This is a genomic window from Kaistia sp. MMO-174 (assembly GCF_037147815.1).
Taxonomy (GTDB): domain Bacteria; phylum Pseudomonadota; class Alphaproteobacteria; order Rhizobiales; family Kaistiaceae; genus Kaistia; species Kaistia nematophila.
In genome coordinates, this window is the sequence record NZ_JBBCUO010000004.1 from 466,432 (window position 1) to 488,099 (window position 21,668).

A 21,668-nucleotide genomic window follows, 5' to 3' on the forward strand; every position below is an offset into this window, starting at 1 on the left:
CCTCTATGGATAGGTCGCCCACATCGGCGGTGTTGTTTTCTTTGGGCGGCGGAAACTGCGAACAGACCAGCCATCCCTCCTTAAAGAATTGGGACGACGGTCAATTCACGCAATCGAATTGATTTGAAGAAGTGCCTTCATAATTTCTGAAGTAGGAACGCAGCGTAGGAGCGGATGCCCGTCGGAAGGTCAATCGCCGCCTTCCAACCGAGATCCTGTTCGATCGCTGACAAATCGTAGGGTCCCTGCGGATCGGACTCCGGGTCCTCCAGGTCGTCCACGACGATCGGCGGGCCCGGCACGATTTCGCGGACAAGGGCAGCGAGGCGCTTGAGGCTCACCCCTGGGTCGGCCGCGACCGAATACGCCCTTTGCGCCAGGACCGCCGCGTGCATGGCGGCGACCACTGCCGCCGCGACATCATCGACGTGCACGTAGTGATAGCGCTGCTTGCCGCCGGATGGCAGCGCCAGCCGCCGCCCCTCGTGACCCGCCAGGATCATTTCCCGGATCGCGCAGGATGTTCGCCTTGCCGGCCCATAGACGGCGGCGATGCGCAGCGAGACGCCGGATACGCCATACCGGCTGGCATAGGCCTCCACCAGCGCCTCCCCGGCAATCTTCGTCGCCGCGTAGACCGAACTCGGATGGAGGGCGCGGCTCTCCCGCAGCTCCCGGTCCTCGGTGCGGCCATAGACGCTGCCGGAGGAGGCAAACACCACTCGCGGAACCTGCCTTGTTCGGGCCAGCTCCATCACATTCAGCGTGCTTCCTAAATTGGTGCGGGCGACATGAGCCGGATCGTCGCGGAAGAGTGATGGTCCCGAGACGGCACCGCAATGAATGATGGCGGCGAGGCTGGCATCGCCCGCGATGTCGGCAAGCTTTTGCGCGTCGAGCAGATCGCAGGCCACAACGCCGCCCGCGGTGTCGGCCTCCAGGTCGAGCCCGATCACTTCTGTTCCCGAGCGCCGCAGAGCCGCCGCGACCGCGCCGCCCACGAGCCCCCGCGCCCCGGTGACGAGGACCGCGCCACTCATGGCTTGACCGGATGGAACCGGCGCCAGTGTTCCGCGATGTCGATGCGCCGGGTAACCCAGACATCGTCGGCCGCCGCCACGTGGTCCAAAAAGCGCTCGAGATCCGCTGCCCGACCCGGGCGACCGACGATGCGCGTGTGCAGGCCGATGCTCATCATCCGCGGCGACTTCTGGGCTTCCCGACGGAGGAAGTCGAAGGCCTGAATGAGATAGGCCGAGAAGCTGGGCGACTGGTAGCCGAACGTGTTGACGTAGCGCCCGTCATTGTTGTCGAGCGTATAGGGCACCACGAGGTGATCGTGGCCGTTGGTCTCGACCCAATAGGGAAGATCGTCGGCGAAGGAATCCGCGTCATAGGTGAAGCCGCCCGCTTCCACGAGGAGCCGCCGCGTATTGGGGCTCATTCGCCCCGTATACCACCCCGTCGGACGCGAACCGGTGACCTCCGTGTGGATGCGGATGGCCTCAGCGATCTGCGCCCTCTCCTGCTCCTCGGGCATTTCCGCATACTGGATCCAGCGCAATCCATGCGAGGCGATCTCGAAATTTGCCTCCTTCATGGCGGCCACGGCCTCCGGATTCTTCTGTAGCGCTGCCGCGATGCCGAAGATGGTGACCGGCAGATCGCGCTCGGTGAACATTCGGTAGAGCCGCCACCAGCCGACGCGGCTGCCATACTCGTATTGCGACTCGACATTTAGGTTGCGGATGTTCTGGAAGGCGGCAGTCGGCTCCTCGGTGAGGAAGGCTTCACTCTGCCGGTCGCCGTGCAGCACCGAGTTCTCGCCGCCCTCCTCATAGTTGATGACGAACTGGACGGCGAGTTTCTTGCCATCGGGCCATTTGGGATCGGGCGAATGACGCCCATAGCCCCGCAGATCGCGCGGATAGGTCATTGGAACACTCCTCTCAATAGGCGAGCGCGTGGAGACCGGCCGCCAGGACGCGAATACCGGCGACGATGTCTTCAACGGATGAGAACTCATCCGGCGTATGGCTGCGCCCGTCCTTCGAGCGCACGAATATCATGGCGACCTTGGCAATCGCGGCCATCTGCTGCGAATCGTGCCCGGCGCCGCTGGCCATGGTCATGAACGGAACGCCCTGCTCGCCCGCGACACGCTGGAGCGTGGAGACGATGGCAGGGTCGGACGGTGACGGTTCATGGTCGATCATGACGTTCCAGTCGATATCCAGGCCCCGGCGTTTTGCCACCTCCTGCATCAGATCTTCGTGCATCGCGTAGAGATGGCGTCGGGCCTGCGGATCGGGATGCCGCGCGTCGATCGTGAATTCCACCTGAGCGGGTATGATCCCCGGGAAGTTCGGCTCAACGACGACCCGCCCCACGGTGGTAACGGCGGGACGGCCAACCCGATGCGCCGTGTTGATCAGCCCCGACGCGATCTCGGCAAATCCGGCGAGCGGATCGTGGCGGATGTCCATCGGGAAGGCGCCGGCGTGGTTCTGTACGCCCTTGATCACGCCGCGATAGTGGCGAATGCCGGTGATGGCATCAACGATGGCGACCGGAAGCCCCGCCTGCTCCAGGATCGGGCCCTGCTCGATATGAAGCTCGACGAAGTCGGAGATGTCGTCACGGCGCGCTTCAGGGATGCGGCCCGGATCGAGTCCGACTTCCCGCATCGCCGTGGCGATCGTCTCGCCGGAAAAGGCAATGACGCGCTCGGAATCTTGCGGCGCAATGCGGCCCGTGACGGCGCGGGAGCCCCAGTAGTTCGCGTTCGGAAACCGACTGGACTCTTCCTCGCAGAACGCGACGGCCTCGATCGTGCGCTTCGGCTGCCCGAACTGCTCCTTTAGCGCCTTGACGGCGACCAGGGCGGCGACGGCGCCGAGCGCGCCGTCATAGCGCCCCCCCGGCGTCTGAGAATCGATGTGCGATCCCGACGCGACGGACTTCTCGCCTGTCGTTCCCCGCAGCCTGCCCCATACGTTGCCGACGGCATCGCGATGAACCTCGAGGCCGGCCGCCGCGCAAGCCCCGGCGTAGTAGTCGGTCGCGCCGATCCATTCCGGCGAGTAAACGGTGCGCGAAACGCCCGTCTCTCCGACCGCGCCGAAGGCAGCCAGTTCGAGGACGGTTTTCTCGACGAAGGCCGGGTCGATTTCGATGAACGGGCTAGCCACGATTCCTCACTCACGTCATTGGCGGTGTTGGCGGCCGCAGGCGCAGCCACCGCGATACGAAATTCATTCCACAGGCCAAAGACCAGAAAAATCGAATTCTGATGAGCAAGACAGCTCAGGAAAATTGAAGTATTGATAGCAGATGCGGGAGGGAGCCAGCATGAACCATCGGCATATCGAGACATTCTACTGGGCTGCGCGGATGGGGAGCTTTGCCCAGGCCGCCCATCGGCTGAACGCCACGCAGTCCGCCATTTCCATGCGGATCCAAGAGCTGGAGGCACGCCTTGGAACGGCACTATTCGACCGCTCCCAGCGGACTGCGCGGCTGACGCCGCAGGGCGTACTCCTGATGCCCTATGCGGAAGAGATCCTGTTGGCCGCCGACCGCTTCCGGCAGGCGGCATCCGCCAAAGAGGATGTCGTCGGATATGTGCGGCTCGGCGTGGCGGAGATCGTCGCGCTGACATGGCTGCCGAAGCTGATCGGCCTGCTACGCAGTATGTACCCCCGCCTGCAGCTCGAGCTCGAGGTGGCCCTGTCGCATGTGATCGAGGAAAAGCTGCACGCCGGAACGCTGGACATGGCTTTCGCCGCCTGCGAGATGCCGCAATCCCGCTTTACCTCGTCGCCGCTCGAGACGATCGACTTCTGCTGGATGTGCGGGTCAGTCATGCTCGAGATCCCGGATGTCGTGACACCCCGAAGCCTCAGTGAGCTGCCGGTCATTGCAACGTCCCGCGAATGGCAGTTCCGCGGCTCGACGCTAAGCTGGCTGACCGCCAACGACGTCCATTTTCGCAATCTCACGATCTGCAACACATTCCGGACCGCCGCGGACCTCGCCATGGCCGGATTGGGGCTCGCCTATCTTCCGGAGGCTCTCTACCAAAACGATCTGGAAGCCGGCCGTCTGAGGCGGCTGCGTTCCGACCCCAAGCCAATTCCACTGCAGATCTACTCCATCCGGCCGCTTACCGGAGCAGCTCCCGCCCACCAGCTGCTTGAAAACGTCGCCTTGACTGCCATAGCGACCACGTCTGGCAAGTTTCAGCCCCCGACGAAGCCAAATGATGAGCCTACATCCTAGCTCGACGTACTTCGGTTTCGAGCTCCCGTCCCACGGTAGAGAAACGCACCAATATGAATCGTCAGGACGGCTCCGTATTCTGCGCTGGACGCTGCCGGAACGACTTGGCCTTAGCCCCACTCGCGGCAAAAGCAGTAAAATGCCATCAGTTTGCGATTGTCGACTTGGTGCCCTATCTCGGCCGTAGAGATCGGACCTGCGATTTCCTGAAAGCAGACGCTGCTGCTTACCGCTTTACACGTCCTGGATGCGCCAGGAGCGGGAGTTGGCATCGGGCCAGCGCGCCGACGTTCACGCCCTCGGTTATGAGACGCGCCATTCGAATGAGGTTCCTGGAGCTTCTGCACGCCGACAGGCCGACACAGACCAAGTTGATACTTGAGCTCCTGATCCTGATAGCCGTCAGGTCGAAGCTCCGAGCCGCGCATTCGCAACGAGCCACTGATCGAGATCTGGTGCAGGCTGCCGGCAAGGCGCCGAGCTTCATGGTGTGGGCGGTGCGGTGGAACGGAACTGGCTGATAGCGCATGCGCTTCCAATATCCGGTCTTGGCGCGGGTTGCGCAACGGACCGACGCCGGTCGTGATCAGATTTTGGATTCCCTTCGCAAGGCAGGACCTAGAATTGCCCCAGCCTAGCCGGAAAGAAGTACCCTGACTGCTGCCCTCTTCTCCGGAGTGGCCGCTCGCAACAGATCAAAGATCTCGGCGGCGTCCAAACCCTCCTCACCGCGAGTAGTCATTCCCGCCAGCAATTCATGCTGCCGCTCACTGGCCACATGCGCATAGTCGTCGTCAGTCGTCCTCATATGCTTATGGCCAAGGTTCTGGCTCCAAGCCTTCTTCTCCTCATCGGTGCGGCATACTCTGCCCTTCATGTGGGCGAGGGTGTTCCGGACGGAATGCGGATTGAAGTAGGGCAGTCCAGCAGTGGCACAGGCATCTTTGAAAATGGCCCGTACCGGCGTTGCCGAGGCCCATGGCAGATTGCAGTCCGCCTGGCTCGCCTTCGGCGCAATCATCGAGGGTGTCTTTGGAAAGAGTGGGTCTTCATCTGTCGCGCCGGCTGCCTTCCGAGCATGAAGCCATTTCAACAGAATCGCTTCGTATTGTTCGCCAACTGGAAACCATGTTGTCACTTGGTTCTGGCCGAGCTTGGTATCGACCTCGTTGGTATCCTGGTTGATCTGACGCTGGTCGGCACGAACATGTTTGATCCTGAGCGAGACTAGAGCCCCATCGCGGATTGCCGTCAGGAAGATGATTGAAATCACAGCGGCATCTCGCAAACCAATGAAAGTGTCGATGTCGATCGCGGCGACCATACGCGCGATATCCTCCGGAGTAGGAACTTGGCGTCGCGGACGGGTGCGGGCATTCAGTTCCGTACGCTTCGGCGGCGTGAAGTACTCGATGGCCGCCCTGTCAAACTTCGGAAATTCCGAATCGACGAGCCAATGAAAGAAGTCCTGTAGCGCTCCCAGCGTGTGCACGATCGTGGAGGCGGAGAGTTCCTCGCCGGTCGTTTGGGACACCTTCTCCAGGATGTGCTTTCGAAAGGCCATGATGTGCTCAATGGTGATGGTTCCAAAAAGCCGGCCGCGCTGGAACTGATTGAAGCCCACGATAGCACGTAGATGGCTGTCGATCGTTTTCGTGGAGTTGCCTTTGGCGTGTTCCAGAAACCCCTGGTAACGGTAGCGCAGGATGTCGTTTTCGACGGTCATGCAAGTCACCCAATTTTTGGAGTGTTCATCACAACTTGAGCAGCGAAAGGGGATGAGCATTAGTCGTCGATGTCGCTGCTAAGATTGACACCCGCCTTGGCAAGGTCGTCATAGCGGGAGCGCCCCATGTAGGTCGCATTGCGTCCTCGGCCATCAGGACACTCCCAGTCGAGAGTGCCGGCAGCGGCGTTCTTCCAACAAAAGGAAACGAGACGCCCTACGAGCGAATGGCGCTGTTTGCACCGGGGGCAGTAGAGCTCCCCCGGCCCGCAGGGGAATTTGCGACGTTCGCGTGCGATGCGATGGAATTCATTGAGATCATCCCCGTGAAACAGGCGTTTTTTGCCGTCCCTAAAATACGGCAGCCCCTGCTTGACCCAATTGCGAACGGTGTTCGGATGAACCAGATAGAGTGCCGCAACGGCCCGGAGGTCGTAGATCCAGTTCTGCTTCGCCTTTCTCGGCGAATGATTGATTCGCGACGGTTTGCGCGCGCTCGGCCGAGGCATAGTCATGCGCTCGCTCCGAGGTTCTGCTCGAACGCAACCAGATCAGCCAGGCGCCAACGAGTTGTTCCAGGGGAGAGCACAACAGGTTTCGGGAATTCCGGTCGCGTCTTGGCCCAGCGCCAGATCGTCGGAACACTTACCGAAAAGCGCCTGGCAACCTGGGCTACCGACAGATAGGCCTGCGCTCCAGCGTCTGTACCCGCTGGGACGCTAAGAGGAATGACGATACTTCCTTCCGCGACACGGCGGTTCTTGGCACGGGCACGCTTATTGGCAGGAGCGGGCGCGTCAGTGGGTAGCGCCACAGAGACAAAAGCTCTAGCTCCAGCCGATTCGTCGCGCTGCGGTTCGAGAAGATCGAGGAGCGAAAGTTCACTTGGGCTGGTAATGGACATGCGTCAGCTCTCTTTCCCGCCCGGAGGCAGGGTGAATGAGAAGCAAGCACATCCATGCGCAACTGCTTTTATGGTCTGACTTGATGCAAATCAGGCCGCATCAAATTGGCTGTGTCGGGATCAGGATGCAACAGGGCATATCACCCTGTGGAAAGTCAGGAGAGTGATGGGCTGACTGATGGTCTGAGATTGAAGGCGCACAAAATATTGAATAAAAATCAATATCATACACAAGAACAATGGCGGAGAGGGGGAGATTCGAACTCCCGATACCCTTGCGAGTATGCCGCATTTCGAGTGCGGTGCAATCGACCACTCTGCCACCTCTCCGCGGTGGCGCTGTCTAGCGCGATTGGCCTGATACATGGGCCGGCACGGGATGACAAGCCCCTTCGCCGCCTTTCCCACGGCTTGTGGATGAATGTGGCTGCGAACGGCCCAAGCGCCGCGAGCCGGACCGGGGCAGAAAAGGCCTTCGGCGCGCACGCGGTCTCCTCAGGGAGCGGCAGAGCCTTATCCCGCCTTACGGCAGTGGCGCGCCATGGGGCCGGCGCTTGCCGCCGCCGCTCCCTCTCGGCGCTTCCGCGCCCGCAGGGGCTTGCCGATGCGACGACAGCCAGCCAACGGTCCCGGTCCGGGCAGGGGAGCCATCGCGGCCCAGTACATCGCCGGGACACCCCCTGCCTTTCCCCGCCGCTCCCGCCCAATCGCGAAATCTGCGTAGCCGGCGGCGGGCTGCGAGCGGGCGGCCGGGCTTGCTTTTCAGGGCGCCGAAAGGCCGCTTTCGCTTGACAGGCGCGGCTCCGTCCCTATAAGTGCGGGCCGAATGGCGGCGCGGCGTTTTGGCTGCGCCATTTCCATTTCCCGAAACCCTGACTGAAGAAGCGGACCCTTCGAGGTCCCGCTGAACAACGGAAAGAACAATGTTCGCAGTCATCAAGACCGGTGGCAAGCAGTACCAGGTTGCCGCCAACGACCAGATCGAAGTCGAGCTTCTCACCGGCGCGCCCGGCGACATGGTGACCTTCGAGGAGATCCTTCTCGTCGGCGGCGACGCCGGCGTCACCGTCGGTGCGCCGCTGGTGGCCGGTGCCTCGGTCTCGGCCGAGATCATCGAGCAGTTCCGCACGCGCAAGATCCTCGTGTTCAAGAAGCGCCGTCGCCAGAACTCGAAGCGCAGCCGCGGCCATCGCCAGAGCCTGACGCTCGTCCGGATCAACGAGATCCTGACGAACGGCGCCAAGGATTCCGGCAAGAAGGCCGCCAAGGCGAAGACCAAGGCCGCTCCGGCTGCCGACGCCGCCCCGGCCGCGCTCGCAAGCGGCGGGATCGACAGCTCCAACCTCTCGCTGATCTCGGGCATCGGCCCGACCATCGAGAAGAAGCTGCGCGCCGCCGGCGTCACCTCCTGGGAGCAGATCGCTGCCTGGACCGATGCCGACATCGCCAAGTACGATGAGGAACTCGCGCTCCGTGGCCGCGTCGGCCGTGAAGAGTGGGTCCAGCAGGCCTCCGAACTTCTCGCCGGCAAGCCGCCGCGCGCCAAGATCGACCAGGCAGAGCTGAAGTCTGGCGAAGATCGCTGAGCCGCGCTTCCTAGCGCGCCCCTAACCAACGGATCGGGAGTTCGATCATGGCACACAAAAAGGCAGGCGGTTCCTCGCGCAACGGTCGCGATTCCGCGGGTCGCCGTCTCGGCGTCAAGAAGTTCGGCGGCGAAGCCGTCATTTCCGGCAACATTATCCTGCGCCAGCGCGGGACCCAGTGGCATCCGGGCACCGGCGTTGGCCTCGGCAAGGATCACACGATCTTCGCCGTGACGGACGGTTTCGTATCGTTCCGCAAGAAAGCCAATGGCCGTACCTACGTCTCCGTCGCCCCGGCGGCGCTGGAGGCTGCAGAATAACCGGCTCTTCTCAAGGAACGCCGGTGTCGCATCGACCCGGCCGACCGTGACGGCCTGAAGACAGGGGAGATGGGACACCATCTCCCCTTTTCTTTTGGCCCGACCGGGAGGCACCAATGCGGGACCAGGATCTAGAAGGAACGACAGAGGACGAAGAACGGACCGTCCTGACGGCGCGGCTCGTGCTGCGGCGCCCCAGGACGGAAGATGCGGCAGTCCTCGCCGCGGCCATCGACAATCCGCGCGTCGCGAAGAATCTCGTCAGCGTGCCGCACCCCTATCGCCGCGCCGATGCGGAAACCTGGATCCGGCAGAGCCGCTATCCGGCCGCCGGCGGGGCGCAGATCGCCCTGTCGCGATCGGATGGCAGCCTGCTCGGCGCCAGCTTCCACCGCCCGAGCGAATCCCGCCCGAACGGACACGACCTGTCCTTCTGGGTCGCGGAGCACCACTGGGGCGAGGGCTTCGGCACCGAGATCGCCCATGCGGCGATCGACCATGCCTTCGGCGCCGGCCGGCTGGAGCGGCTCTGGTGCGTGGTGCGGGTGACCAACGGGCCCGCCCGGCGGGTGGTCGAGAAGTGCGGTTTCCAGTTCCGCGACACCGGCATGGTGCGCTCTCTTTCCGAGCGCGGCTCCGTTCCGGTCGAACATTTCGTGCTCGAGCGCCGGGTCTGGCAGAGCCTGAAGGCCTGGGGCGCCAATTCCTGGGACACCAATTCCCGGGGCGCCACGGCGCCGACGGAATTCGGAACGATGAAGGGTCTCGACACGAGGGCGAGCGATGATGACGTTACGAGCGATGCTGCCTGAGAAGACGATCCGCGCGGCCAATGTGCTGCTGCGGCCGCTCCGGCCCGATGACGGCCCCGCCATCGTGGCCGGCCTCAGCGACTACGAGGTGACGCGCTGGCTGGCGCGCGTCCCCTACCCCTATGATCTCGACGAGGCGCAGCGCTTCCTCGCCTGGGAGCGGGCGCAGCGCCCGGTCAGCGCCGAGCAGGTCTACGCCATCGATCGCGACGGCATGATCGGCCTGATCTCGCTGCGCGACGCCGGCCCCGAGCCGGTGCTCGGCTACTGGCTGGCGCAGGCGCACTGGGGCAAGCGCTACATGAGCGAGGCTGTCGCGGCGCTCGTCGACGACACGTTCCGCGACCCGCGCATCCGCGCGATCCAGTCCGGCGTCTTCGAGGGCAACGAGCGCTCGCTCGCCATCCAGAAGCGGCTAGGCTTCGAGATCGTCGGCCGCTCGGTCCAGCATAACCTTGCGCTCGGCCGCGATCTTGCGCATATCGACACAGCCCTGACGCGCGCGCGTCACTACGAGTTGAAAACATGAAATTTCTCGACGAAGCCAAGGTCTACATCCGCTCCGGCGACGGCGGCGCCGGCTGCGTGTCGTTTCGTCGGGAAAAATTCATCGAGTTCGGCGGGCCGGATGGCGGCGATGGCGGCCGGGGCGGCGACGTCTGGGCCGAATGCGTCGACGGCCTCAACACGCTGATCGACTACCGCTACCAGCAGCATTTCAAGGCCAAGGTCGGCGTGCATGGCATGGGCCGCAATCTCGCCGGCGGCAAGGGCGACGACGTCACGCTGAAGCTGCCCGTCGGCACGCAGATCTATGACGAGGACGGCGAGACGCTGATCGCCGACATGACGCATGTCGGCCAGCGCGTGCAGCTGGCCCGGGGCGGCAATGGCGGCTTCGGCAACGCCCATTTCAAGACCTCGACCAACCAGGCGCCGCGCCGCGCCAATCCCGGCCTCGAGGGGCTGGAGCGCTGGATCTGGCTGCGGCTGAAGCTGATCGCCGATGCCGGCCTGGTCGGCCTGCCCAATGCCGGCAAGTCGACCTTCCTGGCCGCCGTCACCGCCGCCAAGCCGAAGATCGCCGATTATCCCTTCACCACTCTGCATCCGAACCTCGGCGTCGTCAGGAGCGACGGCCGCGAATTCGTCCTCGCCGACATTCCCGGCCTTATCGAAGGCGCGCATGAGGGCGTCGGCCTCGGCGTCCGCTTCCTCGGCCATGTCGAGCGCTGCCGCGTGCTGCTGCATCTCGTCGACGGCACACAGGAAGATCCGGCCGAGGCCTATCGCATCGTGCGCGGCGAACTCGACGCCTATGGCGACGTGCTGGCCGAAAAGCGCGAAGTGGTGGCGCTGTCGAAGGCCGACGCCATCCCCGAGGACGAGCTCGAGAAGATCAAGAGGAAGCTCGCCAAGGCCTGCGGACATACGCCGCTCGTGCTTTCCGCCGCGACCCGCGTCGGCGTCGAGGCGGCGCTGCGGGCGATCGGCCGCATCATCGACGAAGGCAAGCTGGAAGACCCGAACATGCATCCGAGCGCCAAGCCCGAACCCTGGCGACCGTGAAGCTCATGAACCCTGGCCGGGCGAGCCTCGTCTCGCCGGCCTCTGTTTCCTGAGCCTTGCAACGGGGCATCGCCCCATCGGATCGAAGAGCACAGACACCATGAGCCTGATCGTGGAACAGACCGCCGACATCGCGGCGAAGCTCAAGCCGGAGAATTTCCGCCGCATCGTCATCAAGATCGGCTCGGCGCTGCTGGTCGACCGCGCCACCGGGCGGCTTCGCGAGGACTGGCTGGCGGCCTTCGTCGACGACGTCGCCCAGCTCGCCGCCGGCGGGCGCGAGATCCTGCTCGTCTCCTCCGGCGCCATCGCGCTCGGGCGCGGCGTGCTCGGCCTGCCCAAGGGCGCGCTGAAGCTGGAGGAAAGCCAGGCCTCGGCCGCCGTCGGCCAGATCGCGCTGGCGCGCGCCTATTCCGAAATGCTCGGCCGCCATGGCCGCACCGCCGGCCAGATCCTGCTGACGCTGGGCGATACCGAGGAGCGCCGCCGCTACCTGAACGCCCGCTCGACCATCGGCACGCTGCTGAAGCTCGGTGCCATTCCCGTGATCAACGAGAACGACACCGTCGCGACCAGCGAGATCCGCTATGGCGACAACGACCGGCTCGCCGCCCGCGTCGCCTCGATGATGGGCGCCGACCTGCTGGTGCTGCTCTCCGACATTGACGGCCTCTACACCGCCCCGCCGCAATCCGATCCGAACGCCGTGTTCATTCCCGTCGTCGAGCGCATCACCGCCGAGATCGAGGCGATGGCCGGCGGCGCGGGCTCGGAATTCTCGCGCGGCGGCATGAAGACCAAGGTCGAGGCGGCGAAGATCGCGACGGTCGCGGGCGCCGCGATGCTGATCGCGCTCGGCAAGCCGCTGAACCCGCTGAAGCGGATCACCGACGGCGCCAAGGCAACCTGGTTCCTGCCGGAGCTCAACCCCGTCACCGCGCGGAAAAAATGGATCTCCGGCCATCTGGAGACACGCGGCGTGCTGGTGATCGACGACGGCGCCGTCAAGGCGCTGCGGACCGGCAAGAGCCTGCTTCCGGCCGGCGTGCGCCGGATCGAGGGCCGGTTCCAGCGCGGCGACGCGATCATCGTGCAGGGGCCGAACGGCGAGGAGATCGCCCGCGGTCTCGTCGCCTATGACGCGGCCGACGCGGAACGGATCGCCGGCCGCAACACCAAGGAAATTGAAACGATTCTCGGCTTTGCTGGCCGGGCCGCCATGGTCCATCGCGACGACATGGCGCTTCGCGGCGAATAGGAAGATCCAGATGACCCCGTCCCTCCTCCGCGAAAACGAGACCGAAACGGTCGAAGCCGTGATGCTGGAAATCGGCCGGCGCGCCCGCGCCGCGGCGCGGCGCCTGGCTCTCGCCTCGGCCGACAGCAAGAACGCGGCGCTTTCCGCCATGGCCGCCGCCATCCGCGCGCGCGCCGGCGAGATCCTTGCCGCCAATGCCAAGGACGTCGCGGCGATGCAGACCGAGGGGGCGCTCGCCTCCTTCATCGACCGCCTGACGCTGACGCCTTCCCGCGTTGAGGGCATCGCGGCGGCGATCGAGGAAATCGCCGCCCTGCCCGATCCCGTCGGCACGGTGATCTCCGCCTGGGACCGGCCGAACGGCCTGCATCTCGAGCGCGTGCGCACGCCGCTCGGCGTCATCGGCGTCATCTATGAGAGCCGGCCCAACGTGACGGCCGACGCCGGCGCGCTTTGCCTCAAGGCCGGCAATGCCGTCATCCTGCGCGGCGGCTCGGACTCGTTCCATTCCTCCGCCGCCATCCATGCGGCGCTGGTCGAGGGGCTGGTCGCGGCCGGCCTGCCCGCCGACGCCATCCAGATCGTGCCGACGCGCGACCGCGCCGCCGTCGGCGCCATGCTCTCCGGCCTTGGCGGCGCCATCGACGTGATCGTGCCGCGCGGCGGCAAGAGCCTGGTCGCCCGCGTCCAGAACGAGGCGCGCGTGCCGGTCTTCGCCCATCTCGAGGGCCTGGTGCACATCTACGTGCATGCGGCCGCCAACCTGGAGATGGCCAAGACCATCCTCGTCAACGCCAAGATGCGCCGCACCGGCGTCTGCGGCGCGGCCGAGACGCTGCTGATCGACCGCGCCGTCGTCGACACCCATCTGGTGCCGATCGTCGAGGCGCTGATCGCCGCCGGCTGCGCCATCCGCGGCGACGCCGAGACGACCAGGCGGATCGCCGCCGCGACGGCCGCGACCGAGGAAGACTGGTCGACCGAATATCTCGACGCCATCATCGCCGTGAAGGTGGTCGACGGCCTCGACGCCGCCATCGACCATATCGAGACCTATGGCTCGCACCATACCGACGCGATCATCACCGACGACGCCGAGGCGGCGGCCCGCTTCCTGGCCGAGGTCGATTCCGCCATCGTCGTCCACAACGCCTCGACCCAGTTCGCCGATGGCGGCGAATTCGGTTTCGGCGGCGAGATCGGCATCGCCACCGGCCGCATGCATGCGCGCGGGCCGGTCGGCGTCGAGCAGCTGACCTCGTTCAAGTATCGCGTCAACGGCTCCGGGCAGACGCGGCCGTGAATTCCGCAGGGGGGAGCGGAACGGAGGAAGCGATCGATCCGGCATTGCGCTCGGCCCTGAAGCTGCCTTATGCGGCGCCCGGCCAGCGCATCGGGCTGTTCGGCGGATCCTTCGATCCGCCGCATCAGGGCCACCTGACCGTCAGCCTGATGGCGCTGCGGCGGCTGAAGCTCGACGCGGTCTGGTGGCTGGTGACGCCGGGCAATCCCCTGAAGGGCCACGCGCCCGACCAGCTCGGCCGCCGGGTCGCGGCCGCGCGCGCCATGGCGCGGCATCCGAAGATCCACGTCACCGCCATCGAGGCGACGCTGAAATCGCGCTTCACCGCCGACACGCTGGCCATCCTCACCGACCGGCTGCCGGGCGTCGACCTCGTCTGGCTGATGGGCGGCGACAATCTGCGCCAGTTTCATCGCTGGCGCGACTGGCGGCGGATCGCCGCCATGATGCCGATCGCGGTCTATGACCGGCCGGGCAGCACCTTCACCGGGCCGGCCGCGCCGGCGGCGATCGCGCTCCGGCGGCGCCGGCTGCGCGAGGCGGACGCGGCGCAGCTGCCAGTGGCGGAAACGCCGGCCTGGATCTACCTGCACGGGCCCCGCATTGCGCTTTCTTCGACAGAACTGCGCGCCAAACGCATTAAGAGTGCCGCCGCGTCTTGAAAGCGCCACAGCGTCGTGCCTATGTCCTTTTTTGCACGATTTCCATCGCGTGGAGCGCAACTGCTCCTGGCCAGAGAAAAGGCCCATCGCGCCAATGGCGAAAGGACTGACCACTGACGACGGCAATGCAGCCTGAGGACGCTATCCAGCGCGTGCCTCACCGAGTTAGCGTGCGCCGGCAGATTGCGGCGGACGAAGCTCTCAAAGCGATCCTCACCACCCTCGAAGATTCGAAGGCCGAGGATATTGTCTCCATCGACATCGCCGGCAAATCCGCCCTGGCCGACTACATGGTCGTCGCCACCGGGCGGTCGCAGCGCCATGTCAGCGCGATTGCCGAGCATATCGACCGCGACCTCACCGAGGCCGGCGGGCGGATTGCACGTATCGAGGGCGTGCCCCATTGCGACTGGGTGCTGCTCGATGCCGGCGACGTCATCGTCCATATCTTCCGGCCCGAGGTTCGCGCCTTCTACAATCTCGAGAAGATGTGGTCGGCGGACGAGTCGCTGTCCGCGCCGGCTCCCTCGCGGGAACAGCCCGGCAGCTAAGGCCGTTCGATGCGCATCCAGATCGCCGCCGTGGGTCGGCTGAAGGCCGGCCCCGACCGCGCGCTGATCGAGCGCTATCTCGACAGGGCCACGCAGGCCGGGCGCAGCCTCGGCCTGACCGTCTCCGTCCGTGAATTCGTCGAAAGCCGGGCCCAGCGCGGCGACGAACGCATGGCGCAGGAAGCGCAGACGCTGCTCGCGGCGCTGCCCGAGGGCGCCATCCTGGTCGCCCTCGACGAACGCGGCGAGACGCCGTCGAGCGCCGCCTTCGCCAAGCGGCTGGGCGACTGGCGCGACCAGGGCGCGCGCGACCTCGTCTTCGCCATCGGCGGTCCCGACGGCCATGGCGACGCCATCCGCAAGCGCGCCGACCTGAAGCTCGCCTTCGGCGCCATGACCTGGCCGCACCAGATCGTCCGCCTGCTGCTGGCCGAACAGGTCTACCGCGCCATGACGATTCTCTCCGGCCACCCCTACCATCGCGAATAGGCCGCCCTATGTCGCCGCGCGGGCCGTCGCGCTTCGGCCGCAATCCGCCGTTACGCTTCGGCACTTGGAGGTTGACGAGGTGTTAACGCTTCGCTGCCAAATCTCGTCGCTGTTCCATCAGCCATAGCCGTCGGGCGCCTGCACTTGGTTCGCATTCGGGTTTCTCCGCTGCCTCGACAGATGGTCCCCCTCGTCGGGCGGGCCGCTCTCGCCGCGACGCTGATCGCCGCCGCGACGCTGTCCGGCTTCGCGGTCGAGCCGACGGCCGAGACGGACACGACCGAGGCGACCCAGACGGCCGCGCCGAGCCAGACCGAGCAGCAGCGCAGCGCGCGCAGGGCCGAGCTCGACGCCATCACGCACGACATCGAGGTCACGGCCGAGCGCCAGGCGGCGTTGCGCGCCGAGATGAACCAGCTCGACCAGGACCGCACCACGCTCAACAAGTCGCTGATCGAGACGGGCGAGCGGGCCAAGGGCCTGGAACGACAGATCGACGAGGCCGAGCAGCGCATGGGCGGCCTGCTCGACGAGGAAAAGACCGTCCACGCCTCGCTCAACTCGCGCCGCGCCGTGCTCGCCAATGTGCTGGCTGCGCTGCAGCGCATGGGCCGCAAGCCGCCGCCGGCGATCGTCGTCCGCCCCGAGGATGCGCTCGCCTCGGTGCGCAGCGCCATGCTGCTCGGCTCGGTCGTGCCGGAATTGCGCGTCGAGGCAGAGGCACTCGCCACCGACCTGCAGCACCTGGTGGCGCTGAAGACGGAACAATCGCGCGAGCGCGACCGCATGCGCGCCGACGCCAGCGCGCTCGCCGAAGAGCGGACGCGCATCGAATATCTCGTCGAGGACAAGCGAAAGGCGCGCGACCGCTCCGAGCAGCAGCTTGCCGAGGAGCAGGCGAAATCGGAGGCGCTCGCGAAAAGCGCCACCAGCCTGAAGGGACTGATCGCCGACCTCGAGGGCCAGATCGCGGCGGCCGCCGACGCGGCCGAAGCCGCCAAGAAGGCCGAGGCCGCCAACCAGGCGGCGATGAATGACGGCCGCGCCCCGCGCAGCCCGGAAAGCCTCGGCTCGGCCGACCGCATCGCCCCTGCCGTGGCCTTCGCCTCGACCAAGGGCCTGCTGCCGCGACCGGCCAACGGCGTGCAGCTGAAGGCGTTCGGCGATGCGGACGGCCTCGGCGGCACCACGCAGGGCCTGTCGATCGCCACGCGCGCCGCGGCGCGGGTCTCCTCTCCCGCCGACGGCTGGGTGGTCTATGCCGGTCCGTTCCGGTCCTACGGACAACTCTTGATCATCAACGCCGGTGGCGGATATCATATCCTGCTGGCAGGGATGGAACGGATCGACGTCGAATTGGGACAGTTCGTTCTCGCAGGGGAACCTGTGGCGCTGATGGGAACACGGTTGCTCGCAAGCGGCAGCACCGTAGGCATTGGCGCAACGCAGCCCGTGCTCTATGTCGAATTTCGAAAAGACGGTAACTCGATCGACCCGGCTCCCTGGTGGGCCCGGTCCAACGACGAAAAGGTTGGCGGATGATACGCAACGTTTCGCTCCTCCTGGCTGGCACCATCATCGGCGCGACGGCCGCGGTGACCCTCCCCCAGGTTCCGAGCCTGATCCCGGGCGTCGCGCATGCCGCCGTCTCGGATACCTACCGGCAGCTCAATCTGTTCGGCGACGTGTTCGAACGCATCCGCTCCGACTATGTCGAGAAGCCGGATGAAAGCGCGCTGATCGAAGCTGCGGTCAACGGCATGCTGACCTCGCTCGATCCCCATTCGAGCTACATGAACCCCAAAGACTTCAAGGACATGCAGGTCCAGACCCGCGGCGAGTTCGGCGGTCTCGGCATTGAAGTGACCATGGAGGACGGCGTCGTCAAGGTCGTGTCGCCGATCGACGACACCCCGGCCGCCAAGGCCGGCATCCTGGCCGGCGACCTGATCATCTCGCTCGACGGCGAGGCGATCCAGAACATGAATCTGAACCAGGCCGTCGACAAGATGCGCGGCGCGGTCAACACGCCGATCACCGTCACGATCCAGCGCAAGGGCGTCGAGAAGCCCTTCGACGTCAAGATCGTGCGCGACGTGATCCGCGTCCAGTCGGTCCGCTCGCGCGCCGAGGGCGACATCGGCTACCTGCGCATCTCCTCCTTCAACGAGCAGACCTTCGACGGCCTGAAGTCGTCGATCGACAAGCTCAAGCAGGAGATCGGCAAGGACAAGATCAAGGGCTACATCCTCGATCTGCGCAACAATCCGGGCGGCCTGCTCGACCAGGCCGAATATGTCAGCGACGCCTTCCTCGAGAAGGGCGAGATCGTCTCGACGCGCGGCCGCCATGCCGACCAGAACATGCGCTACGACGCGCATCCGGGCGACCTGACGGACGGCAAGCCGGTGATCGTGCTGATCAATGGCGGTTCGGCCTCGGCGTCGGAAATCGTCGCCGGCGCCCTGCAGGACCAGAAGCGCGCCACCATCCTCGGCACGCGTTCCTTCGGCAAGGGCTCGGTGCAGACGATCATCCCGCTCGGCTCCAACGGCGCCATCCGCCTGACCACGGCGCGTTACTATACGCCGTCGGGCCGGTCGATCCAGGCCAAGGGCATCGATCCGGACATCCAGGTCGTGCAGGACCTGCCGCCGGAGCTCAAGGACAAGGTGACCGACACCAAGGGCGAAGCCTCGCTCAAGGGCCACCTCACCAACGAGGGCGGCGGCGACGAGGGCACCGGCTCGCAGGCCTATGTCCCGCCGGAGGCGAAGGACGACAAGCAACTGCAGCAGGCGATCGGCCTCCTCGACGGCAAGCAGGCGAACAGCGCCTTCCCGCCGAACCCGGCCACCGCCGTTCCGAACTGACTTCCAAAAGACGGCGCCTCATCGAGGCGCCGTTTTTCTTTGGGCGTCCGCTCCGGCGTCCCTCGACGCCGACCGCACGCAGGACCTTGTGGGAGGCCCTGAGCCGATGATCGGTCCGCACGCGCTTCTTACCGCTTCCGGCGAGAGAATGCCGTTCAGCGCCGTCCGCCACCGCCGCGCGGCCTTCTTTTCCCGCCCTGCGACCGCATGTGAACAGAGCGGCGGCTGTCACGCCGATCCGCCGAAGCCGTGCTATCGTCCCGCCCGATCTCCCTCCCCGCACCGCGCGCCGCGAAGGCTGTCATGCGGGCCTCGAATGGTGACCCAGAACATGTCCAGCAAGAAGCTGATCGACCCCACCTCGCTGCCCTACCGCCCCTGCGTCGGCACCGTCGTCTTCAACCGGGAGGGGCTGGTATGGATCGGCGAGCGCTCGCCGAATGCCGAGCTGACGCCGGGAGATCCGATCTGGCAGCTGCCGCAGGGCGGCATCGACAAGGGCGAGGATCCGCTGCCGGCGGCTCGGCGCGAACTGTTCGAGGAGACCAGCATCCGAACAGTGTCGCTGCTCGCCGAAGCCGAGGGCTGGTTCGACTATGACCTGCCGCCGGAGCTGGTCGGCGTGGCGCTAAAGGGCAAGTATCGCGGCCAGCGGCAGAAGTGGTTCGCCTTCCGCTTCGAGGGCGACGAAAGCGAGATCAACGTGCTGGAGCCCGGAGACGGTAGCGCCGAGGCGGAATTCATCTCCTGGCGCTGGGAGCCCATCGAGAACCTGCCCTCGCTGATCGTGCCGTTCAAGCGCAAGGTCTATGAGCAGGTGGTGCAGGCGTTTCGCCACCTGGCGCCCTGATCACGGTTCACGCTGCCGCGGCCGGATGAACAGATAGTAAGGCAGCCGTTCAGTTTTGGTTCAGGCTGTCGGCGCTACAAGCGGGTCATCAACAACGAGGGATGACCCGCCATGAAGAAGATTCTTCTCGCCACGATCGCGCTTTCGATGCTCGCCGTGCCGGCTGCCAACGCGCAGTCCTATCGCACCGACCGCGACCATCGCGGCTCCGGCGGCTACGAGCAGCAGCACGGCAAGCAGGCAAAGAAGCCGCAGCACCGCAAGCATTGGTCGAAGGGCCAGCGCGTCCCGTCGCAGTATCGCGGCGACCGGATCGACTACAAGCGCCACAATCTGAAGGCGCCGCCGCGCGGCTATCAGTGGGTCGAGAATGACGGCCAGTACCTGATGATCGGCATCGCCACCGGCGTCATCGCCGCGATCGCCAACGCCGGCCGCTAAGGCTTCGATCAGGCGATGGTCCCAGCGGCCATCGCCTCCGCGCCGGCCGCCGCCGACTTGCCCATCGGCGCCAACAATGAAAAAGCCCGCCATCGACAGAGGTCGATGGCGGGCTCTTTCATTCTGGACCCGCGGCCGAAGCCGCGGGAGATCAATGGCCGAGCGCTTCGCGGATGTCCTGAAGCTGCTGCAGCTTGGTCTGCGCCACAATGCGCTGGGCGTCGTCGCGCGCATCGGCGACGTCTTCCTCGGCATTGCGGATCTCGAGCGCGAACGCGTCGGGATCGAGGCTTTCAAGCGGGATCGCCTGCTCGGCGAGGATGGTCAGGCCGGCTCCGTTCACGTCGGCAAAGCCGCCGCGCACGAAGAACTTCTGAACACCGCCGCCGACCTGGGTGACGACCACGCAGCCCGGCTTGATGGTCGCCATGAAGGGAGCGTGGTCCTTGAGAACCGTGAACTCGCCGTCAGTACCCGGCACCACGACCGAGACGACCGACTCCGAAAGCAGGAGCCGCTCGGGCGATACGAGTTCGAACGGGAACGGATCTGCCATGCTGGGTTCTTTCTCTCGTCAGACGATCAGGCCGCGGCCGCGAGCTTCTTGGCCTTGGCGATCGCTTCTTCGATCGTGCCGACCATGTAGAAGGCCGCTTCCGGCAGGTGATCGTAGGCGCCGTCGCAGAGGCCCTTGAAGCCCTTGATGGTGTCTTCGATCTTGACCTGGACGCCCGGCGAGCCGGTGAAGGCCTCGGCCACGTCGAAGGGCTGCGACAGGAAGCGCTCGATCTTGCGGGCGCGGGCCACGGTGAGCTTGTCCTCTTCGGAAAGCTCGTCCATGCCCAGGATCGCGATGATGTCCTGGAGGGCCTTGTAGCGCTGCAGGATCTGCTGCACGCGACGGGCGACCGCGTAGTGCTCTTCGCCGACGATCGCCGGGGTGAGCATGCGCGAGGTCGAGTCGAGCGGATCCACGGCCGGGTAGATGCCCTTTTCCGAGATCGCGCGCGACAGAACCGTCGTGGCGTCCAGGTGGGCGAAGGAGGTGGCCGGCGCCGGGTCGGTCAAGTCGTCGGCCGGCACGTAGATGGCCTGCACGGACGTGATCGAGCCCTTGTGCGTGGTGGTGATGCGCTCCTGCAGCTGACCCATGTCGGTCGCCAGCGTGGGCTGGTAGCCCACCGCCGACGGGATGCGGCCGAGCAGAGCCGACACTTCCGAACCCGCCTGGGTGAAGCGGAAGATGTTGTCGACGAAGAACAGCACGTCCTGGCCCTGGTCGCGGAAGTTCTCGGCGACGGTCAGGCCGGTCAGGGCGACGCGGGCGCGGGCGCCCGGCGGCTCGTTCATCTGGCCGAACACGAGGGCGCACTTGGACTTCACGGCCGGATCCGGATTGCGCGGATCGGCGTTCACCTTGGCGTCGATGAACTCGTGGTAGAGGTCGTTGCCCTCGCGGGTACGCTCGCCCACGCCGGCGAACACGGAGTAACCGCCGTGCACCTTCGCGACGTTGTTGATGAGCTCCTGGATCAGAACCGTCTTGCCCACGCCGGCGCCGCCGAACAGGCCGACCTTACCGCCCTTGGAGTAGGGAGCGAGCAGGTCGACGACCTTGATGCCGGTGACGAGGATCTCGGCCGAGGTGGCCTGCTCCGAGTAGGACGGAGCCGGCGCATGGATCGGACGCAGGCCTTCGGCCTCGACCGGGCCGGCCTCGTCGATCGGCTCGCCGATGACGTTCATGATGCGGCCGAGGGTGCCGGCGCCGACCGGAACCTGGATCGGGCCGCCGAGGTCCTTGACCTTCTGGCCGCGGACGAGGCCTTCCGACACGTCCATGGCGATGCAGCGCACGGTGGACTCGCCGAGATGCTGGGCGACTTCCAGCACGAGGCGGTTGCCGTTGTTGTCGGTCTCGAGGGCGTTGAGAATTGCGGGCAGATAGCCTTCGAACTGCACGTCGACGACGGCGCCGATGACCTGGGTGACGCGGCCGGAGCCGGCCTGCTGATTGGTGTTCGCCATGGTGTTCAACCTTCC

The 21,668-nt window shown here is 65.7% G+C and carries 23 protein-coding genes and 1 tRNA gene; 15 read left to right on the forward strand and 9 right to left on the reverse strand.

The genetic code is table 11. The features are described from left to right. Positions 1 to 137: 137 nt before the first annotated feature. Genes WFK98_RS17145 through WFK98_RS17155 form a run of 3 tightly spaced genes read right to left on the reverse strand, consistent with a single transcriptional unit; the run spans position 138 to position 3,191 of the window. The gene (locus WFK98_RS17145; protein ID WP_336801096.1) at positions 138 to 1,040 is read right to left on the reverse strand and encodes an NAD-dependent epimerase/dehydratase family protein; all 903 of its coding nucleotides are present in this window, start codon (positions 1,038 to 1,040) and stop codon (positions 138 to 140) included. Beyond that, complete coding sequence (gene puuE / locus WFK98_RS17150) at positions 1,037 to 1,936, reverse strand: allantoinase PuuE (protein WP_336801181.1); 900 nt, start codon at positions 1,934 to 1,936, stop codon at positions 1,037 to 1,039. Before puuE ends, WFK98_RS17145 begins: the two co-directional genes overlap by 4 nt. 13 nt (positions 1,937 to 1,949) lie before the next feature. Next, entirely contained in the window at positions 1,950 to 3,191 is a 1,242-nt protein-coding gene (locus WFK98_RS17155) for a hydantoinase/carbamoylase family amidase (RefSeq protein WP_336801097.1), read from the reverse strand. Between the two features lie 160 nt (positions 3,192 to 3,351). On the opposite strand from WFK98_RS17155, the gene WFK98_RS17160 reads away from it, so the two are divergent. Then, on the forward strand, positions 3,352 to 4,281 hold the full coding sequence (locus WFK98_RS17160) for a LysR family transcriptional regulator (RefSeq protein ID WP_336801098.1): 930 nt from the start codon (positions 3,352 to 3,354) through the stop codon (positions 4,279 to 4,281). A 634-nt stretch (positions 4,282 to 4,915) separates the two neighbouring features. Here the strand turns inward: WFK98_RS17160 and WFK98_RS17165 are convergent. The 4 genes from WFK98_RS17165 to WFK98_RS17180 all read right to left on the reverse strand — a co-directional run bounded on the left by WFK98_RS17165 (position 4,916) and on the right by WFK98_RS17180 (position 7,241). Next, positions 4,916 to 6,007: a tyrosine-type recombinase/integrase gene (locus tag WFK98_RS17165; protein ID WP_336801099.1), complete on the reverse strand. Its 1,092-nt coding sequence runs from the start codon at positions 6,005 to 6,007 to the stop codon at positions 4,916 to 4,918. A gap of 59 nt (positions 6,008 to 6,066) precedes the next feature. Next, entirely contained in the window at positions 6,067 to 6,522 is a 456-nt protein-coding gene (locus WFK98_RS17170; RefSeq protein WP_336801100.1) for a helix-turn-helix domain-containing protein, read from the reverse strand. Continuing rightward, on the reverse strand, positions 6,519 to 6,911 hold the full coding sequence (locus WFK98_RS17175) for a helix-turn-helix transcriptional regulator (RefSeq protein WP_336801101.1): 393 nt from the start codon (positions 6,909 to 6,911) through the stop codon (positions 6,519 to 6,521). Before WFK98_RS17175 ends, WFK98_RS17170 begins: the two co-directional genes overlap by 4 nt. Before the next feature lie 240 nt (positions 6,912 to 7,151). Continuing rightward, positions 7,152 to 7,241: transfer RNA gene (locus WFK98_RS17180), tRNA-Ser, on the reverse strand. Between the two features lie 593 nt (positions 7,242 to 7,834). On the opposite strand from WFK98_RS17180, the gene WFK98_RS17185 reads away from it, so the two are divergent. From WFK98_RS17185 to WFK98_RS17250, 14 genes are all read left to right on the forward strand, one after another. Beyond that, positions 7,835 to 8,497 (forward strand): 50S ribosomal protein L21, encoded by a 663-nt coding sequence (locus tag WFK98_RS17185; protein WP_266338948.1) that lies wholly within the window; start codon positions 7,835 to 7,837, stop codon positions 8,495 to 8,497. A gap of 47 nt (positions 8,498 to 8,544) precedes the next feature. Next, positions 8,545 to 8,817, forward strand: coding sequence for a 50S ribosomal protein L27 (gene rpmA / locus WFK98_RS17190; RefSeq protein WP_266338949.1), 273 nt, complete (start codon positions 8,545 to 8,547; stop codon positions 8,815 to 8,817). A gap of 116 nt (positions 8,818 to 8,933) precedes the next feature. Beyond that, positions 8,934 to 9,629 (forward strand): GNAT family N-acetyltransferase, encoded by a 696-nt coding sequence (locus WFK98_RS17195; protein ID WP_336801102.1) that lies wholly within the window; start codon positions 8,934 to 8,936, stop codon positions 9,627 to 9,629. Next, a complete protein-coding gene (locus WFK98_RS17200) occupies positions 9,601 to 10,158 on the forward strand; it encodes a GNAT family N-acetyltransferase (RefSeq protein ID WP_266338951.1) in 558 nt (185 codons plus the stop codon). Before WFK98_RS17195 ends, WFK98_RS17200 begins: the two co-directional genes overlap by 29 nt. Beyond that, entirely contained in the window at positions 10,155 to 11,198 is a 1,044-nt protein-coding gene (gene obgE, locus WFK98_RS17205; RefSeq protein WP_266338952.1) for a GTPase ObgE, read from the forward strand. The genes WFK98_RS17200 and obgE overlap by 4 nt, the downstream gene beginning before the upstream one ends. Positions 11,199 to 11,298: 100 nt before the next feature. Next, positions 11,299 to 12,456, forward strand: a complete 1,158-nt coding sequence (gene proB, locus WFK98_RS17210; RefSeq protein ID WP_336801103.1) for a glutamate 5-kinase — start codon at positions 11,299 to 11,301, stop codon at positions 12,454 to 12,456. Positions 12,457 to 12,466: 10 nt separating this feature from the next. Further along, positions 12,467 to 13,759 carry a glutamate-5-semialdehyde dehydrogenase gene (locus WFK98_RS17215; RefSeq protein WP_336801104.1) on the forward strand — a complete coding sequence of 431 codons (1,293 nt, stop codon included), beginning with the start codon at positions 12,467 to 12,469 and terminating at the stop codon, positions 13,757 to 13,759. Beyond that, complete coding sequence (locus WFK98_RS17220) at positions 13,756 to 14,421, forward strand: nicotinate-nucleotide adenylyltransferase (protein WP_336801105.1); 666 nt, start codon at positions 13,756 to 13,758, stop codon at positions 14,419 to 14,421. Before WFK98_RS17215 ends, WFK98_RS17220 begins: the two co-directional genes overlap by 4 nt. Positions 14,422 to 14,546: 125 nt before the next feature. Beyond that, positions 14,547 to 14,972, forward strand: a complete 426-nt coding sequence (gene rsfS, locus WFK98_RS17225; protein WP_266338956.1) for a ribosome silencing factor — start codon at positions 14,547 to 14,549, stop codon at positions 14,970 to 14,972. 9 nt (positions 14,973 to 14,981) lie between these two features. After that, on the forward strand, positions 14,982 to 15,461 hold the full coding sequence (gene rlmH / locus WFK98_RS17230) for a 23S rRNA (pseudouridine(1915)-N(3))-methyltransferase RlmH (protein WP_336801106.1): 480 nt from the start codon (positions 14,982 to 14,984) through the stop codon (positions 15,459 to 15,461). Between the two features lie 180 nt (positions 15,462 to 15,641). Next, a complete protein-coding gene (locus WFK98_RS17235) occupies positions 15,642 to 17,003 on the forward strand; it encodes a murein hydrolase activator EnvC family protein (protein ID WP_336801107.1) in 1,362 nt (453 codons plus the stop codon). Continuing rightward, positions 17,000 to 18,334: a S41 family peptidase gene (locus WFK98_RS17240; RefSeq protein WP_266338959.1), complete on the forward strand. Its 1,335-nt coding sequence runs from the start codon at positions 17,000 to 17,002 to the stop codon at positions 18,332 to 18,334. The genes WFK98_RS17235 and WFK98_RS17240 overlap by 4 nt, the downstream gene beginning before the upstream one ends. A gap of 331 nt (positions 18,335 to 18,665) precedes the next feature. Next, entirely contained in the window at positions 18,666 to 19,184 is a 519-nt protein-coding gene (locus tag WFK98_RS17245; protein WP_266338960.1) for an RNA pyrophosphohydrolase, read from the forward strand. A 111-nt stretch (positions 19,185 to 19,295) separates the two neighbouring features. Next, entirely contained in the window at positions 19,296 to 19,625 is a 330-nt protein-coding gene (locus WFK98_RS17250; RefSeq protein WP_336801108.1) for an RcnB family protein, read from the forward strand. A gap of 151 nt (positions 19,626 to 19,776) precedes the next feature. Here WFK98_RS17250 and WFK98_RS17255 read toward each other — a convergent pair whose 3' ends face one another. Next, complete coding sequence (locus tag WFK98_RS17255; protein ID WP_266338962.1) at positions 19,777 to 20,181, reverse strand: F0F1 ATP synthase subunit epsilon; 405 nt, start codon at positions 20,179 to 20,181, stop codon at positions 19,777 to 19,779. 26 nt (positions 20,182 to 20,207) lie between these two features. Beyond that, on the reverse strand, positions 20,208 to 21,653 hold the full coding sequence (gene atpD, locus WFK98_RS17260) for a F0F1 ATP synthase subunit beta (protein ID WP_336801109.1): 1,446 nt from the start codon (positions 21,651 to 21,653) through the stop codon (positions 20,208 to 20,210). Positions 21,654 to 21,668: the final 15 nt, after the last annotated feature.

Excerpts from the sequence above, each read along its gene's own strand:
- WFK98_RS17145 (WP_336801096.1), bottom strand. The coding sequence starts at position 1,040 with ATGAGTGGCGCGGTCCTCGTCACCGGGGCGCGGGGGCTCGTGGGCGGC.
- puuE (WP_336801181.1), bottom strand. The coding sequence starts at position 1,936 with ATGACCTATCCGCGCGATCTGCGGGGCTATGGGCGTCATTCGCCCGAT.
- WFK98_RS17160 (WP_336801098.1), top strand. The coding sequence starts at position 3,352 with ATGAACCATCGGCATATCGAGACATTCTACTGGGCTGCGCGGATGGGG.
- WFK98_RS17165 (WP_336801099.1), bottom strand. The coding sequence starts at position 6,007 with ATGACCGTCGAAAACGACATCCTGCGCTACCGTTACCAGGGGTTTCTG.
- WFK98_RS17170 (WP_336801100.1), bottom strand. The coding sequence starts at position 6,522 with ATGACTATGCCTCGGCCGAGCGCGCGCAAACCGTCGCGAATCAATCAT.
- WFK98_RS17175 (WP_336801101.1), bottom strand. The coding sequence starts at position 6,911 with ATGTCCATTACCAGCCCAAGTGAACTTTCGCTCCTCGATCTTCTCGAA.
- WFK98_RS17185 (WP_266338948.1), top strand. The coding sequence starts at position 7,835 with ATGTTCGCAGTCATCAAGACCGGTGGCAAGCAGTACCAGGTTGCCGCC.
- rpmA (WP_266338949.1), top strand. The coding sequence starts at position 8,545 with ATGGCACACAAAAAGGCAGGCGGTTCCTCGCGCAACGGTCGCGATTCC.
- WFK98_RS17195 (WP_336801102.1), top strand. The coding sequence starts at position 8,934 with ATGCGGGACCAGGATCTAGAAGGAACGACAGAGGACGAAGAACGGACC.
- WFK98_RS17200 (WP_266338951.1), top strand. The coding sequence starts at position 9,601 with ATGATGACGTTACGAGCGATGCTGCCTGAGAAGACGATCCGCGCGGCC.
- obgE (WP_266338952.1), top strand. The coding sequence starts at position 10,155 with ATGAAATTTCTCGACGAAGCCAAGGTCTACATCCGCTCCGGCGACGGC.
- proB (WP_336801103.1), top strand. The coding sequence starts at position 11,299 with ATGAGCCTGATCGTGGAACAGACCGCCGACATCGCGGCGAAGCTCAAG.
- WFK98_RS17215 (WP_336801104.1), top strand. The coding sequence starts at position 12,467 with ATGACCCCGTCCCTCCTCCGCGAAAACGAGACCGAAACGGTCGAAGCC.
- rsfS (WP_266338956.1), top strand. The coding sequence starts at position 14,547 with ATGCAGCCTGAGGACGCTATCCAGCGCGTGCCTCACCGAGTTAGCGTG.
- rlmH (WP_336801106.1), top strand. The coding sequence starts at position 14,982 with ATGCGCATCCAGATCGCCGCCGTGGGTCGGCTGAAGGCCGGCCCCGAC.
- WFK98_RS17235 (WP_336801107.1), top strand. The coding sequence starts at position 15,642 with ATGGTCCCCCTCGTCGGGCGGGCCGCTCTCGCCGCGACGCTGATCGCC.
- WFK98_RS17240 (WP_266338959.1), top strand. The coding sequence starts at position 17,000 with ATGATACGCAACGTTTCGCTCCTCCTGGCTGGCACCATCATCGGCGCG.
- WFK98_RS17245 (WP_266338960.1), top strand. The coding sequence starts at position 18,666 with ATGTCCAGCAAGAAGCTGATCGACCCCACCTCGCTGCCCTACCGCCCC.
- WFK98_RS17250 (WP_336801108.1), top strand. The coding sequence starts at position 19,296 with ATGAAGAAGATTCTTCTCGCCACGATCGCGCTTTCGATGCTCGCCGTG.
- WFK98_RS17255 (WP_266338962.1), bottom strand. The coding sequence starts at position 20,181 with ATGGCAGATCCGTTCCCGTTCGAACTCGTATCGCCCGAGCGGCTCCTG.
- atpD (WP_336801109.1), bottom strand. The coding sequence starts at position 21,653 with ATGGCGAACACCAATCAGCAGGCCGGCTCCGGCCGCGTCACCCAGGTC.